Annotated in this window: 11 protein-coding genes; 4 read left to right on the plus strand and 7 right to left on the minus strand. The window is 46.1% G+C overall.

Annotated features, from left to right (window positions below; all coding sequences use genetic code 11):
* Nucleotides 1-30: 30 nt before the first annotated feature.
* Nucleotides 31-879 carry a tyrosine-type recombinase/integrase gene (locus MUB35_RS26000; RefSeq protein ID WP_412242332.1) on the minus strand — a complete coding sequence of 283 codons (849 nt, stop codon included), beginning with the start codon at nt 877-879 and terminating at the stop codon, nt 31-33.
* A 225-nt stretch (nt 880-1,104) separates the two neighbouring features.
* Between MUB35_RS26000 and MUB35_RS26005 the strand changes: the two genes are divergently transcribed.
* The 3 genes from MUB35_RS26005 (at nt 1,105) to MUB35_RS26015 (ending at nt 5,732) form a co-directional block, all read left to right on the plus strand.
* On the plus strand, nt 1,105-1,821 hold the full coding sequence (locus tag MUB35_RS26005; RefSeq protein ID WP_033139672.1) for a LytR/AlgR family response regulator transcription factor: 717 nt from the start codon (nt 1,105-1,107) through the stop codon (nt 1,819-1,821).
* 9 nt (nt 1,822-1,830) lie between these two features.
* Nucleotides 1,831-3,840 carry a hypothetical protein gene (locus tag MUB35_RS26010; protein WP_244807097.1) on the plus strand — a complete coding sequence of 670 codons (2,010 nt, stop codon included), beginning with the start codon at nt 1,831-1,833 and terminating at the stop codon, nt 3,838-3,840.
* Between the two features lie 248 nt (nt 3,841-4,088).
* The gene (locus MUB35_RS26015; protein WP_244807098.1) at nt 4,089-5,732 is read left to right on the plus strand and encodes a GHKL domain-containing protein; all 1,644 of its coding nucleotides are present in this window, start codon (nt 4,089-4,091) and stop codon (nt 5,730-5,732) included.
* A gap of 41 nt (nt 5,733-5,773) precedes the next feature.
* Here MUB35_RS26015 and yicI read toward each other — a convergent pair whose 3' ends face one another.
* Genes yicI through MUB35_RS26045 form a run of 6 tightly spaced genes read right to left on the minus strand, consistent with a single transcriptional unit; the run spans nt 5,774 to nt 14,055 of the window.
* Nucleotides 5,774-8,026: an alpha-xylosidase gene (yicI, locus tag MUB35_RS26020; protein ID WP_244807099.1), complete on the minus strand. Its 2,253-nt coding sequence runs from the start codon at nt 8,024-8,026 to the stop codon at nt 5,774-5,776.
* 11 nt (nt 8,027-8,037) lie between these two features.
* Nucleotides 8,038-9,156 (minus strand): anaerobic sulfatase maturase, encoded by a 1,119-nt coding sequence (locus MUB35_RS26025; protein WP_244807100.1) that lies wholly within the window; start codon nt 9,154-9,156, stop codon nt 8,038-8,040.
* 24 nt (nt 9,157-9,180) lie between these two features.
* A complete protein-coding gene (locus MUB35_RS26030) occupies nt 9,181-10,986 on the minus strand; it encodes a sulfatase (protein WP_148391846.1) in 1,806 nt (601 codons plus the stop codon).
* A gap of 14 nt (nt 10,987-11,000) precedes the next feature.
* Nucleotides 11,001-11,894, minus strand: a complete 894-nt coding sequence (locus MUB35_RS26035) for a carbohydrate ABC transporter permease (RefSeq protein ID WP_118593919.1) — start codon at nt 11,892-11,894, stop codon at nt 11,001-11,003.
* Nucleotides 11,881-12,774, minus strand: a complete 894-nt coding sequence (locus tag MUB35_RS26040; RefSeq protein ID WP_244807101.1) for a carbohydrate ABC transporter permease — start codon at nt 12,772-12,774, stop codon at nt 11,881-11,883. Before MUB35_RS26040 ends, MUB35_RS26035 begins: the two co-directional genes overlap by 14 nt.
* 12 nt (nt 12,775-12,786) lie before the next feature.
* A complete protein-coding gene (locus tag MUB35_RS26045; RefSeq protein WP_165392340.1) occupies nt 12,787-14,055 on the minus strand; it encodes an ABC transporter substrate-binding protein in 1,269 nt (422 codons plus the stop codon).
* Between the two features lie 415 nt (nt 14,056-14,470).
* Here MUB35_RS26045 and MUB35_RS26050 point away from each other — a divergent pair, with 415 nt between their 5' ends.
* Nucleotides 14,471-15,529, plus strand: a complete 1,059-nt coding sequence (locus tag MUB35_RS26050; protein ID WP_130179617.1) for a LacI family DNA-binding transcriptional regulator — start codon at nt 14,471-14,473, stop codon at nt 15,527-15,529.
* The last annotated feature ends 114 nt before the right edge of the window (nt 15,530-15,643 follow it).

Below are 15,643 nucleotides of genomic sequence, written 5' to 3' on the forward strand. Positions count from 1 at the left end.
TTGACCACATAACCACCATTATGTGGTTTTCTATATTCTAAGCACTACAAGCCCCATCCTGTCCACCTGTTTCGCATGTTCCACCCCGCTTTCCATTGTATAAATACGGGTGGTTGTCACACTGGAATGCCCCAAAAGGTCCGCAAGCCTGGACAGATCCTTTTCCATGCGGTAATAGGTTCTTGCAAACAAGTGCCGCAGGTTATGGGGAAATACCTTCTCCGGTTTTACACCGGCACTACAGCACAGCCTTTTCATGTCTCTCCAGATATTGGAACGGTCCAAAGGCTTTCTGTTTTTTGTACAGAACACAATACCCTCTTTGATCTCATGTTCCCGGCAGTATTCCTGCAGAGCGCGGCTTAATGCACCGGGCAGAAAAACCGTACGTTTCTTTCCTTTGCAGTCCACCACAGCCCGCCCGGTCCTGGCTGTTTCCAGCGTGATAAACTGCAGCTCCGAAACACGGATGCCCGTGGCACAGATTGTCTGCAGAATAAGGGCCAGACGGCAGTTCTGCTTTTCCTCGGCTGCTTTTACCAGACGGATGTACTCCTCCTTTGACAGCTCTTTCTCCGGTTTCGTAAATATCTCCCTCTGTATTTTCAGCGGTTTTACTCTGTACTGGGGATAACCGGCCCATTCCAGGAACCCATTCACTGCCGCCAGCATGGAATTTACACTGGCAGGAAGATATGTCTGTGTCAGCTTTTCTTTCCAGCATACCAGGCTCTCCTTTGTCACCGCTTCCCCCTGAAGAAAAATAAAGTAGGATTTCAGGTCATGCATATACTTTGTGATGGTATTTCTGCTTCTCTCTTCTTCCACCAGATAATTCTCATAGTCCCTCACAAGACCTATTTTATCCAGCCTCAACATACCCGGTACATTTCCATACTCCATGATTTACCAACCTTTCTGTCACATTCCAAACCTTGCGTCAATATCTGTCACCTGTTATTGTACCGAACATCTGGAATATATATACATTTATTTTTTCTCCAAATGGTGCACGAATTCGATATTTGTTGTTGAAATGGTAAACGCAGCGAGATGATTACATGGTATAATAATAGTGGAAATTTATGTCTGGAGGTGTATCACTTGAAAATTGCAATTGTAGATGACCAAAAAAAGGACCGGGAGGAGTTAACGGAAACTCTGATTCCCTATTTACATACATTAGATTTTGAAACAGAATTGTGCGAGTACGAAAGTGCCGAAGCGTTCCTGGCAGATTTTGAGAAGGATGAATTTGACATATGTTTTATGGACATTTACCTGAAGGGAATGGATGGAATGACTGCCGCCAGATTCATCGCCCGCAAAGATCCTAACTGTTTTATCATTTTCCTCACAACCAGTCCTGACTACATGGCTGAAGGATATGATGTGAGGGCATGGAGATATATTGTAAAACCCCTGCACAAGGATGCCGTCAGAAAAATACTGGAACCATGCATAGAACAAGTTGTGCTTTCCCGGCGCTACCTTCACGTAAAATCAGACAGGCAGGAGCTGGACATTCCCTATTCCAAAATTTATTATATTATCACTTCATGCAGAAACACGATCATTCATCTGAATGATATTCAGATCACAGTCTCATCCAGAACCTCATTTTCAGAGCTCACGGAGCCGCTGCTGAAAGACTACCGTTTCTTTTGCTGCAACAGGGGGATTCTGGTCAATCTTTCAAAAATAAAAAGTATGGACAAAGATACCCTCATCCTTATGAACGGAGAGCAGATACCTGTGAGCAGAAACAAAATCAGAGATACAAAATCCGCATATCTCCAGGTAGCCTTTGAACATATATAGGAGATACCTATGAAAAAAAAATATTTCTCTCTTCTCGTATATATTTTGTTTCTGACCGTCGTTTCCATTAACCCGGTACAGGCTGAACCCGCTGATATTGTACTGTGTTCTTTTGACCCTCAGGACGATTATGACTGCTTCATGGAATATTCCTGCTATGGGGGCGAAGATATGTCCTACATAGCGGAAGAACTCTCAAATCTCAAAGTAAATGCCTGTACAAAAAATCCATTCTCTGCTTCTCCGGATACTTTATATTACCTGCAGGCAGACTGGTCTATAGAAGGACAGGCACAGACAGACACAGAATATGATAATATCCACTTTACACTAAGCAGCACACCCGGCAGGTATGAAATAACAGGGAAAGTTATCATTCCCCGTGGTTTCCGGCTTGCGGAAGACTTACAGCCGCCCACGGTCCGGGTTTACATCAACGTTCTGGCTGAAGAGGAAAAGAAGGAGATCACCAATCTGAACATATCATCCAACCTCACCGAGATACTGCATCCGGAAATTGTATATAAGGATAACGAAAATTATATGGAAGATCTCCACTCTTCGTTTTACAATGCGTGGGTTGGCGCTACATCTGATTTATCGCAGTTTGCCCTTCTGGATATAAACTGGGATTTCAGTTCAGTGGATATCAGCCATGAAGGAACTTACGAAGCCCGTCTGACCTTATCCATCAATGAGGAATTTGAAAACAGGTTTTATATCGCGGACGAAAATGCCTGCTATACCAAGACTATATATGTATCTGATGCAGAAAGCTGGAATTTTTACGTTACCATAATCAGTCCTGAATTTTTTTCCGCCGAACTTTCCAGAACCCCGGCTGTATGGTATGACCTGGAAGTCTACTGCCTCCAAAGCGAGAAACCGCTTGATAAAAACGCTGTCCGTTACAGTGAGTTTTCACTCTGTGACACCCCCGAATTTATAAGGTTAACTCCGGGCTATATCTCTTTTAAACGCAGCCAGATTGATCTGAATACATATTATTATTTTTTCTTTAAGGCAGAAGGGGAATACAGCAATGTTATATGCATTCTGGATAACGGAACGAATCAGGTATTCTCTACTATGGAAGGCAACCGGGACGGCGGCGACTCTGCAGAGAGGCCGGATACCCCTGAAATTAATCAGCCTGTGCCTGACCCACCCGATACAGAGAATCTCCCTCAGTCACAGCCGGATACGGACATTCCCCCTCAGTCACAGCCGGATACGGACGGCACTCCTCAGCCACAGCCGGATACAGACACTCCTCCTCAGCCACAGCCGGATACGGGCACTCCTCCACAGCCGGATACGGACATTCCCATTCCGGACAGGCAGACAGATACCAGCGGCAGTGAGGATGGAACAGAACCGGATGATTCCTCATCAAATGGCAGCAAAGTTCAGCCGGTCAAAGACAAAAGGGCCCCTGCAGACAGAATGGCCGAATCGAAGAGCACCCAACAAAACACAAGCTCTGACTCCCCTTCAGAAAAAGCGGGAAAAGGCATAACCGGGATCTCAGGCACAAGATTGTCCTATCTGTATCAGGAATACGGGGATTACATTCCATTTTCAGCCCAAAATATAACAGTAAAAATCCCTTCCTCATATTTAAAGGGATTAGATATGAAGAACTCTGATATCCTTACCGTAGACATCCAAAAATCGGATGACCTGTCCTTCCGACTGCGTATACTGGTAAACAGCAGGGAAGTATTTCCCCATACCGACATGAAGGTTACCGTACGGATCGGCAGCAGTCAGATGCCTGATACCCTGTTTTTTGAGGGAAAAGAAACCGATATTGAGATAACGGAAGTAAACGGTTACGCATCTTTTGAAATACAGACCTCCGGTTTCTACGAGTTAAAATATCAGGACGATCCCTCATTAAAGTGTCCTAAAAAAAGAAAGGCAGTTCCCGCCGTCATACTGCTGGTATCCGCCATAGTTATACTATCCGTTTATTTTCTGCATTCCAAAAGAAAGCAGGTGAAAAACAGAATATGAAGCTGCGCAAAAATCTAATACGTACTATTTCAGCCTTTTCCCTCAGTGTCATTTGTTTCTTTCTGTTCCTTTTCTTTCTCTATGAAAAGGACAATAAATATACAGACAGTTGTCTGCAGCCAATCAGCGGCATACTCTGTCCAGATGAGGAATCCCTGGAAAAAGACATCTTTTATCTCACAAATCAGTGGCAGTTTTATCCTGACGCGAGCCTGACACCCCGGGACTTCAAGCAGGGATCGCCTGATATGCCGATGGAATTTATCACAATAGGAAAATACAATGATTTTTCTCTGGGAGACAGGGACAGGTCACCATACGGGAGAGCCACATACCGGATGTCAGTGGAGCTTCCTCAGAAAAGCAGGGTATACTCCCTGTATCTGCCGGAAATCTTTTCCTCCTATCGGCTGTATGTCAACGGTACATTGCTTACTTCCATGGGAAACCCGGATTCAAAAGACAGAAAAACAGGAATACAATCCATCTCCTTTTCTGCCCGGGGTTCTGTTGAAATACTGATTCAGGCTGCCAATTTCAGCCACTACTACAGTGGTATGACATACCCGCCCATTTTCGGACTGGAAAAGAATATATGGCGATATCAATATACCCGGCTGTTCCTGCACAACGTAGTTATAATTCTTGTCTTTCTGCTGTGCCTGTTTTCTGCGTATTTCTTCCTGAAACTGCGGGACAAGAGAGCAGGGACTTTCTCTCTGATGGCTCTGTTGGTGACCGTTTACATTTCCTACCCGGTCTTCTATACATTTTTCAGCCCGGGCAATACTGTGTGGTACGGGCTGGAGCTGTTCACTACATATGCCATATATTTTTTATATGTTTATCTGCAGAATACTTTTTTAAACTGCCAGGCAAGGGGATATCGGATTTTCTCTGTGTTTCTGCTGCTGTTCAGCGCAACAGCCTTTCTATACGGCACATTTGGAAGCGCATTGCCTGCCGTACATGCTGCTTTCCCCTATGCTGTAACTGCTGTGAAGATTCTTGTATCTCTCTATCTGGCAGCTAATGTAGTGTATGCCGCAGTCTGCGGGGAGAATTTTTCTTTCTTTGTCCCTGCCCTGACCGGAATCGTATGCGTCTCCCTCTGGGCTGACCGCTTTTTCCCTCTGTATGAGCCAAAATACGGAGGATTCTTTCCGGAATACTGCAGTCTGGCTGCCGTCACAGCCGGCGCCTTTTTCCTGTGGTCACAGCTCGCAGACGCTTACAGGCTGAATCATTTTTACGAAGAAGAAAGAAAGCGCCTGTCAACACAGGTGGCAGTGCAGAAGGCACACTACGGTGAACTGACCGAAAAGATAGAGGAATCTGCCAGGCAGAGACATGATATGCGCCACCATATGCTCACTCTGTATCAGTTTCTGGAAAAAGGCGAGGCGGAACAGGCCATGCATTATCTGGCAGGCTGCGATATCAACCAGGCGGCAGCAAACAGGGTAACCTACTGCAAAAATCCCATTGCCGATGCTCTGCTGCAGTATTATAAAAACATGTGCAGCCAAAATCACATTGCCTTTCTGGTCACCCTGGAAATGCCCCAGGACCTTCCCATTGAGGATATTGATATCTCAATTCTCTTTGGCAACCTTCTGGAAAACGCCTACGAATCCTGCCAGGAATACCAGGGCCAACATCCGTTTATAAAAATAAGGGGAAAATACGGGGAGAACGGATTCCTTGTACGTTTTGAAAATACATTTTCTAATCCGCTAAAGGAAACGAATGGAAAGTTTTATTCAACAAAACATAACGGACCGGGAATCGGAACAGAATCGGTAAAGAAAGTAGTACAGCAGTACCAGGGGACTGTGGAGTTTGCCAGGGAGGGGCATGTCTTTCAGGTCTCCATCATACTGCCCATTTAAAAGAAGCAGACGGCCATTATTTCACAGGCCGCCTGCTTCAGTCACTCAACGATAACCGTCAGTTCATCATCTCCAAGGACTTCCCAGGTAAAGTTCTCATTTCTTCCTTCCACTCTGAGTTTAATGGCAGCGCCTGTCCTCTCCGCTCTTACTTCCATGACTGTACATCCTCTAACATCTGTAACAGAGGCCTCCGCCTTACTTCCCTCATCCGGAAAGTACAGAAGCAGGTTTACACCGTCTGCATAGTCGTAATCCGGCCTGTCACAGTTTCCACCCGCCGGAATAATACTGCCGGGACGTACAAGAAGGGGAAGGGTAAAGTAATCATGGCTTTCTTTCTGCCAGCCGCCGCCTGTCAGAGTCTTCCCTGTCAGTATATTTATCCAATTCCCTTTCGGAAGATAATATTCAACTTCCCCGGATTCCCTGAACACAGGTGCAACAAGAAGCGAGTCGCCCAGCATATACTGCTTATCCAGTGTTTCACAGCAGCGGTCCTCCGGAAATTCCAGGAACATCGGCCTCATCAAAGGGATTCCTTCCTCATGGGTTTTTACCGCCTGACTGTAAAGGTAGGGCATCAGCGCACATTTTAACTTAACAAATCTGCGCAGCACATCACACGCCTCCTGGTCAAACACCCAGGGAACCCGGTATGAGGAGGAACCGTGCAGACGGCTGTGCGTGCTCAAGAGTCCAAACTGGCACCAGCGCTTGTATATATCAGCGGAAGCTGTGTTTTCAAATCCGCTTATATCGTGGCTCCAGAATCCAAAACCGGCACACGCAAGGGAAAGGCCGCTGCGGATGGTCTCTGCCATGGACGGATATGACGCGGAACAGTCACCGCCCCAGTGTACAGGGAATTTCTGGCCTCCCACTGTAGCTGAACGGGCAAAAAGAACGGCCTCGCCCTCTCCTCTTTCCCTTACCAGCAGCTCAAATACTGCCCTGTTATATAAATATGTATAATAATTATGCATTTTTACGGGATCTGAGCCGTCATGGTATACAATATCCCTGACCGGTATACGCTCACCAAAATCCGTCTTAAAACAATCCACTCCCATGTCCAGCAGTTTCTTCAGTTTGCCCTGATACCAAGCCGCTGCGTCCGGATTGGTAAAATCCACAATTCCCATACCTGCCTGCCACATATCCGTCTGCCATACATCACCGTTCTTCTTTTTCAGAAGATATCCCTCCTTCATAGCCTCCTCAAACAGAGGGGATTTCTGGCCGATATAGGGGTTGATCCAGACACATATTCTGAGCCCTCTCTCATGGTACCGCTTAAGCATACCCTCCGGGTCCGGAAATGCAGCCGGATCCCAGGTGAAATTACACCATTCATAAGCCTCCATCCAGTAACAGTCAAAATGGAACACATGAAGGGGAATATCCCTGTCAGCCATTCCCTGTATAAAACTGCCGGTTGTCCCCTCATCATAATCCGTTGTAAAAGAGGTGGTAAGCCAGAGGCCAAAAGACCAGGCCGGAGGAAGTGCAGGTCTTCCCGTCAGTTTCGTGTACAGTGCCACCGTTCCTTTGGGGGTATGCCCGTTCACGATGTAATAAGCAAGCCGCTCGCCTTCCACGGAAAATTGTACTCTCTCCACCTTTTCACTTGCAATTTCATACGAGGCATCCCCCTCCTCGTCAAGAAGTACTCCATACCCCTTATTTGACAGATAAAAAGGGATATTCTTATAGGTGATCTCACTGGCTGTTCCGCCGTCCTCATTCCACATCTCTACACTCTGCCCGTTTTTTACAAACGGCGTAAATCGTTCTCCCAATCCGTAAATATATTCATCTACATCAAGGGCAAGCTGTTCAACCATATATACTCTGCCGTTGTTTTCACTCTTCATGTATGCCATATTTCTGAATCCTGTATTCGTCAGCTCCCTGTCACCGTCCAGAAAACGGATTCCCCAGGATTTCGGCCTTTTGTCTACAACAGCCCTGGTCCTGCCGCTTTGAAAACTTATGATATTCTCATCTTCCTCTATCACTACACGAGGAGCACACTGGACAGTTTCAGCAGATGGCCCTCTTGAGACCGTCCCCTCAAAGTGAGTAACCGAAACTTTTATGATATTCTCTGCAGGGCTTGTCAGACGAATGGTGAGAAGTCCCTGATTCAGACAGTCACCTCTATCAGCAATGTGTCTGCCCGGAGCATAGATGACCAGTTCTCCATTCTTTACTTTATGTGAGGAATATTCTGCCGCGTAAAGCGGCGTGATTCCTTTTTTTACACACCAGTATCCGTCCGTAAATTTCATTTTCCGTCTCCTTAATTTCCGAATGACAGTTCCTCTGCGATTCTGCACAGTCTGTCATAACATCTGTCAAAAAACATCTGATAAGATTTGCAAAAGCAGTTCACAGCCTGTCCCTGTTCCTCCTCCACACGGTTTCTGCGGCAGCCGCCCCGGCACACAAAATAGTACCGGCAGTTTTTACACCGTGCAGTTTGATTGCGGGAATTCTCCACAAACCCGGATACTGCTCTTTTTTCGTATATTTCCGCAAAGGAATTTTGATTGAGATTTCCAATGCCGTATCCATCCAGTACATAAAAATCACAGGGATATACGCTGCCGTCCGCCTCCACCACATTCTGCAGACCACAGACGCCGTTCTGTTCACATGCATCAGGATAGCTTCCCATTAATATAGCAATATAGTTTTCAAACTGACGTATATACGGTTGTCTTCCCTTTCGGTAATCCATATACCACAGCTCAAATAAATCTATCAGAAACCTGCCGTACACTTCAGGTTCCAGTCCATATTCACCGCCTCGTCCGTCATTTTCCAGGGAGTCCAAACATGCGATATACTGCTGGTAAGAAAAGCCCCATTTCCTGTACTGCTCATAAATCCTGGAGATTCTGGGCGCTGTTTTTTTGTTGACTACAGTCAGGACATTAAACTCCACATGATATGCCTTCAGCATCTGCGCTGCCTCAAATACTTTTGAAAATGTACCGTTTCCGTCTTTATCCCTTCTGCAGGAATCATGTGTGCATCGGATTCCGTCTATGGAAAGCCCTACAAGAAAATGGTTTTCATGGAGGAAACGGCACCAGGATTCATCCAGAACATATCCGTTGGTCTGCAGCGCGTTCTGAATCACCAAAGAATGCCTGTTATATTTTTTCTCAAGCCTTATCACATTTTCAAAAAATCCAAGACCGGCAAGCGTCGGTTCTCCGCCCTGAAAGGCAAAGGTACATTGCCCTTCCGCGAATTCCAGTGATTTTCTGATCACATTTTCCAGGGTCTCCGGGGACATGAGCCCCAGATTCCCTTTTTCCCTGTGATTTACTTCATCCGTATAGAAACAGTAGGTACATCTCATGTTACACAAACCTGACGCAGGCTTTATCATCACATTTAACGCAGGCACTTTTCTTTTCCCTCGCATTCACTCTTAATTTAAACGGTACGCCATCTCCATGGTGAAGCGGACGCTCTCCCTGTCTGTTTCAGGGATTACAGTATCTATAAAACGTTCTATCACATTTCTGTCAATGGAGCGGATACCTCCTGCACTGCAGAATTCTTTGAACTGTTTTACCAGTTCCTCTTCCTTCATATAAGGTGAGGCTACATTTTTCAAAGCCGAGAACTGCCATTTTGCAGGTTCTTCCCACTGATACTCCTCCAGCCCGCTCACGGGGTCGTAGGTTTCCTTCTCTTTTCTCATCTCAAGGACCATCTCTGCGGTGACACACTCCTCAACCGGAAATCCCATGCGGCAAAACTGTTCCTTCGGTGCATCATTCTCCTTCATAAGCCGTATCATCGCATTTATCAGCTCTGCCTCTTTATCCGGGTCATCCAGAGGATGCTTCTGTTCGGGATCATTTTCCAGATCAAACAAAAGGTCTCCGTACCGGAAGCAGGATGCCACCGCTCCCCATTCCTCAGAGGACGGAATCTCCAGAACCGGACAGCCTTTTGTAAAGGAGAATGGCTGTCTCAGCTTCATACCCTGCAGTTTCTCCGGTGCCATTCTGGAACGCATGACAGTGGGCATAAGTGTGTATTCCGCCAACGGCTGATTTTCCTTTTTTGCCGGCCCCCTCATGTAAATATACCTGCCGTCAGTGATGTTGATCATTGACCCAAAGAGGCCGAATATTCCGTATTTCCTTACAGGTTTATCCGTTTTGATCACATCTCTTAATGCAGAGCCCTGCATATCCTTTGGAATATCGGTTTGGAAATAATCCAGAAGTGTTGGGGCCAGATCAATATTTTGCACAAGAGACTGCCTGCGTTCTCCTTTCACACCGCTTCTTGGGTCCCATATGAAAAGAGGCGTCCTGGCCATCTCATTGTATAGAGGCATAACCCCCTTTGCCCACCAAAGATGTTCGCCCAACATAAACCCATGGTCTGTATTCACGATCAGCATGGTGTCATCCCACATCTCATATTCATCCATCAGATCAAGGACCAGGCCCAGATAATGGTCACACATACTCAGAAGCGCCCGATATTTATTGCGTACACCGGATACCACCTCTTTACTTTCTGTGACAGGACCGTAGGGTGGCCAGTCAAGAGGACACAGCTCCTCCCCCTCCATCCTGTAAAGTTCCTGATACTCTTCGGGCGAGAAGAAAGGTTCATGCGGGTCAAAGGTTTCAATCTGCAGAAACCAGTTGTCACAATCCTGATTCTCCCTGATAAATGCAAGGCCGTTTGAGAAGGTCTTCGCCTGCGGGAAATCTTTTTCTTCCTTTATATGTCTGCGGTTTGCACAGTCCTGACGCCTCATGTTATTTCCAATGGGATCTCTTGGAAACGGCCCGAAAGATCCCGGGTGATCCTCTGCCCGCACTTTCAAGTCAGCTTTCCATGGATCTCCCTCCTGGCCTCTTGAGCACTCCCAGGAATTATAACGTGTGTGGTAAGTAGCACCGCCATCCTCCCAGTAGTGCTGATGGTCTGATACCAGGTGGGTATAGATACCGTTTTTCTTCAGTATCTCCGGCATAGAATCATCAAAGGGCTCCAGAGGACACCATCCTCTGTGAAGAAAATTCAGTCTGCCTGTATGCAGTTCCCGTCTGGCCGGCATACACGGCAGGCTGCCCACATAGGAATTGTCAAATGTCACACACTTTTCCCCAAGGCGGCGGAAATTAGGCATCTTCGTCAGTTCATTGCCGTAATTGGGAAGGAAATGACGGTTCAGGGAATCGTACATCACCATAATTGCTTTCATAATTCAGTCTCCTCTCAGTTCTTCATTCCGGATGATACGATTCCCTGCACAAAGTATTTCTGCGCGCAGGCATATACGATCACCATAGGTATTACTGTGATAATGGTAGCTGCCATCAGGTAGTTGTAATGGGTCATGGAACTGCCCCGGAACATCTGCAGTCCAAGCTGCACAGTCTTCATCTTCTCAGACTGGGTCATAATAAGCGGATAGAAAAAATCATTCCATGTGGCAACAGACTTCAGGATCGTCAGTGTTGCCAGTATAGTCTTGGAAAGAGGCAGGTAAATAACAAAATATGTCTTTATCACACCGCATCCGTCTATCCTGGCCGCATCGTCCAGAGATGTGGGGAATGTAGAGTAAAACTGTCTGCACAGAAAAATACCGAATGCCCCCGCCAAAAACGGCACGATCAGGGAACCATAAGTATCAAGAAGACCTGTCCCGCCCTGACCCAGAATGTTATTGCCTCCGAAAAGCGGAGCGGAGCGCATCATGACATACTGAGGTATGATAATGGACTGAGGAGAGACCATCATTCCCAGCAGAACACTCATAAACAGGAATTCCCTGCCCTTGAACTTCAGCCTTGCAAACGCATACCCTGCCATTGAGTTAAAGATCAGACTTCCCACCACAGTAACCGCGGTTATGAACAGGCTGTTCTTGAAATACTGGAACCAGTCCCCCATGGCAAATGCCTGCCGGAAGCTTTCAATATTGCCGAAACTCTCGGGAAGCCATTTGAAGCTTGCCATGGAAATCTCAGGATCTGTCTTAAATGCTGTCAGCACTGTAAAAATAATAGGCACCAGCGTGATGAGAACCCAAATGATCAAAACAGCATAGCTGATTCCTTTCACCAGATTTTCCTTTTTCTTTTTTCCCATATCAGCCAAGGTCATTCTCGTCACCTCCACCAAATCTCATATTAATCAGAGTGATCGCAAAGATTATCGCCATAAGCACCACAGCCTGCGCGGAGGCATAACCCATTTTATAGTATTCAAAACCGTTTCTGTATATCTGATGTGCAATTGTCGTTGTGGAGTTCATAGGGCCTCCGTTTGTCACGATCAACACCTGTCCAAAGACCTGGAAAGAGTTGATGCACGCCATGACGAACACAAAAAAGGTCGTGGGCTTTAACATGGGAATTGTCACATGAATAAACTTTTCCCATGCAGTGGCCCCGTCAATACTGGCTGCTTCATACAGGTAATCCGGTATGCCCTGCAGCCCGGACAGGAACAGGATCATGTTGTATCCGGTGGTGCTCCAAATACTCATAATGGCTATGGAGATCATTGCCATGGAAGCACTGCTGATCCACGGCACAGCCTGCATTCCAAGGTCTTTCAGTACCTTATTGAGAATACCTGAGGTGGTATCGTACAGATACAGCCAGGCCATGGATACCGCTACCATGGAAAAGATATTGGGCAGATAGAAAAGCGTCCGCAGAAATCCTTTTCCTTTTAATTTCTGGTTCAGGAACATTGCCAGCGCAAGTCCCAGCAGCATAGCCGGGACAATCGCAAGCAAACAGTAAAACAGGGTATTTCCAACACTTTTTATAAAAATAGGGTCTTTTGTAAGCTGAATATAATTGCTGATTCCTACAAAATGGGCTTTGCTTAGGTTATAGTCTGTAAAAGACATGGCAATGGTCCAGATAACTGGAATCAGAACAAAAAACAGGTATATGAGATAACTGGGAGCGATCAGCAGATACGCCGCATTCTGCTGTTCCAGCTTTCCCCTCTTCTTTCCGATCCTCTTCATAATCATAGCCTCCTATTTACCGGCCTCCACAACTGCGTTCCACTGCGCTGCACTGTCCTTCAAAGCTGCCGCCGCATCTGTACCGTTAAACACGGATTCCATTGCCGGACCTATGTTAGACTGCGCCTCACCGAAATTGGGATGCATGGGTTTTCCGTAAGAAAATGATTTATCATATGAATATACAATATTCTCATAGTCCGGATTAATCTTAATATAATCCTCATTTAAGGACTTTCTTCCTGAATAGTGGCCTGCAATCTCAGCAAACTGTTTCAGGGATTCCTTTGAGAACATATGAAGGAGCATGTCTGCCGCCACATCGGGGTTTTTGGAGTTCGCATTTGCTGCCAGATAATCTCCGATCAGCAGTGTAGGCATTTCATTCTTTATACAGCCTATCTGTCCCGGGAAAGCACTGTCGTCTGTCACATATCCCTGGTTAGCATCAATCGCCATGGCTGCCACACCTGATGCCACACCTGTCGTACCTGCCGCGGCGTCCTGGAAGCATACATTTCCCGACTCATAAAGTTTGTTCATATACTCCATTGCCTGTATGCCCGCATCCTGGTCATAAACTGCCAGATAATCATCATCCCACAGCGCCGGTTCATCTGTAAACATTCCCATATAGGTAAAGAGCTCCTGTACTTCATCCGGGTCAATCTCCAAACCATAGGTCACAACATTGCCGCTGTCATCCCTGACTGTCATCTTTTCAACCAGTTTTTCAAAATCTTCGGGACTCTTAATATTAAGCTCCTCCTCTGTAACACCGTTCTGCTCAGCGATATCTTTTCTGTAGAAAACGGTTCTGTTGGACGGTTTGAATAAAGCATAGTAATCACCGTCGCGCTGACAGATCTCCAGGATATTTTCATAAAAATCGTCGTATCCGTCCCAGTCCTCCGGAAGATATTCACTCAGGTTCAGAAGGTTTCCCGCTCTCTGTACAGAACCGATCTGTCCGTATCCCAGCATAAAAATATCAGGACCGCTGGCGCCTGCAAGGCCTGTATTCAGCTTTGTAAAGTAATCGCTCCATGGTATGTAAGTGAGCTGATAGTCCACATCTGCGTTCTCCTCACAGTATGCATCCAGAACTGTTTTGTATGCCTTGTCTGCATCGGCATCACCACTGCCTGCAATCCAGATATTCATGACTGTTTTTTCTGTCTCTTTCCCACCTTCGGTTTTTGCTTTGTCAGAACCCCCCTGACATCCGGTACACAGCATCATGGCAGCCATTCCCAATGCGATCAAACTTTTTTTCTTCATACTTTTTTCCTCTCCATTTACCATTATTTGGTTAAGCGCTTTCTCATTTAAATTTTATTAATATTTTTATATATGGCAGCAACTTCACAAGATTTCCCCTGTTTCATGTGGCAATTCCTTCCTTTTATCCACGAATCGTTGTAAAGAACACTGTCTTCGCCTTAGGTTAAGCGCTTTCTCATGGTGTTACCATACATCAATTTAGACAATTAGTCAATATATTCTTTTTATATTTTATTTTTTTATAATTTATGCACAAATACAGATATTGTTTTTTGTTAATAATGTTTTGATTCTTTTGCGTAACCGTTTACACAATTTTATTGACAAATAAGGCTTTCTCATTTAAAGTAATACTAACAAGATTTAACTGCCCGTGCCGCGGGCGGGGCATCAAAAGGAAAAGGATAAAAATATGGAATCTCAAAAAAACATAACGATATATGATATAGCACAGGCAACGAATCTGTCTATCGCTACCATTTCCAGGATCATTAATAAAAAGGGCCGTTATTCGGCAGAGACGGAGTCCAGGGTTATCAAGGCCATGGAGGAATTAGGCTATACCCCCAGCGCCAGCGCGCAGAGCCTGGCCTCCAACCAGACACATACCATCGGACTGGTTCTGCCGTTTTGGAGCATACAGCAGCCAAATGATGACTTTACCATTCAGTTTCTGAGCGGCGCCACGATTGCAGCCAATCACCTGAAATACGACCTTCTGCTGGACAACCGCTCTTTTGTTCCGTCAGCCTCTACCAGCCAGATCATAAAACGCCGGAGGGTTGATGGCTTTATCTTTGCGTCAGTGGGAAACAGTTATCAGCACTTCATGGCAGAACTCATCGCTGCTGACTTCCCAACCATTTACACCGGAGTGCAGCTCCCCTTTGACAGGAACGGCAACAATGTCTACGGCGGACATGAAATATACAAACAGGATTTCCTGGAAATCTGTTATCAGAAGGGCTACCGCAACACAGCGCTGTTCACCAGCTATATGCAGGCACAGGAACTGCAGATGGTGGAGATCAGCCGGCAGATCGTGGAGGATTTCCGGCTGAAGAAGGGGCTTACTCAGGAGCAGTGCCGCTTTATCATGTATGATTATTACAATCCCAAAAGCTTCCAGTATGCGCTGGAAGAACTACTGACTCAGAAAAACCCTGTGGAGGCAATCTATCTGGATCAATTCCCCACCTGCAGCCAAGCCTATAGTATTATAAAAGCCATGGGGCTGCGCATCCCTGAAGACGTGGCTGTGGTGGCAACCAGCCACTACTCACGGGGAGGAGAAGAATTCTCTCCAAAACTGACCACTACCTATGTACATTCCTATGAAATGGGATACCGGGCAGTGGAACTGCTGGTCAACAAAATAGAAAAGAAGGGACTTGAGATCGAACATGATGTTCCCTACTCTTTCCTGTACAGGGAGAGCTTTTCCCCGTCGATAAAGACCCAGGGTCAATAGAGTAGGAGGGAGTGACTAGCTCCCGTCCTCTCACACCACCGTGCGTACCGTTCGGTACACGGCGGTTTCAATAGTTGACATGCACAGACTGATAGGCTGTGGCTAAATCATAAA

The sequence above is a fragment of the Blautia sp. NSJ-175 genome, from assembly GCF_022867815.1.
Taxonomy (GTDB): Bacteria; Bacillota; Clostridia; order Lachnospirales; family Lachnospiraceae; genus Blautia; species Blautia celeris.

Bases quoted from the DNA above. Each gene is read 5' to 3' on its own strand.
- MUB35_RS26010 (WP_244807097.1), top strand. From the start codon at position 1,831: ATGAAAAAAAAATATTTCTCTCTTCTCGTATATATTTTGTTTCTGACC.
- yicI (WP_244807099.1), bottom strand. From the start codon at position 8,026: ATGAAATTTACGGACGGATACTGGTGTGTAAAAAAAGGAATCACGCCG.
- MUB35_RS26015 (WP_244807098.1), top strand. From the start codon at position 4,089: ATGCCGATGGAATTTATCACAATAGGAAAATACAATGATTTTTCTCTG.
- MUB35_RS26030 (WP_148391846.1), bottom strand. From the start codon at position 10,986: ATGAAAGCAATTATGGTGATGTACGATTCCCTGAACCGTCATTTCCTT.
- MUB35_RS26045 (WP_165392340.1), bottom strand. From the start codon at position 14,055: ATGAAGAAAAAAAGTTTGATCGCATTGGGAATGGCTGCCATGATGCTG.
- MUB35_RS26035 (WP_118593919.1), bottom strand. From the start codon at position 11,894: ATGACCTTGGCTGATATGGGAAAAAAGAAAAAGGAAAATCTGGTGAAA.
- MUB35_RS26040 (WP_244807101.1), bottom strand. From the start codon at position 12,774: ATGAAGAGGATCGGAAAGAAGAGGGGAAAGCTGGAACAGCAGAATGCG.
- MUB35_RS26000 (WP_412242332.1), bottom strand. From the start codon at position 879: ATGTTGAGGCTGGATAAAATAGGTCTTGTGAGGGACTATGAGAATTAT.
- MUB35_RS26050 (WP_130179617.1), top strand. From the start codon at position 14,471: ATGGAATCTCAAAAAAACATAACGATATATGATATAGCACAGGCAACG.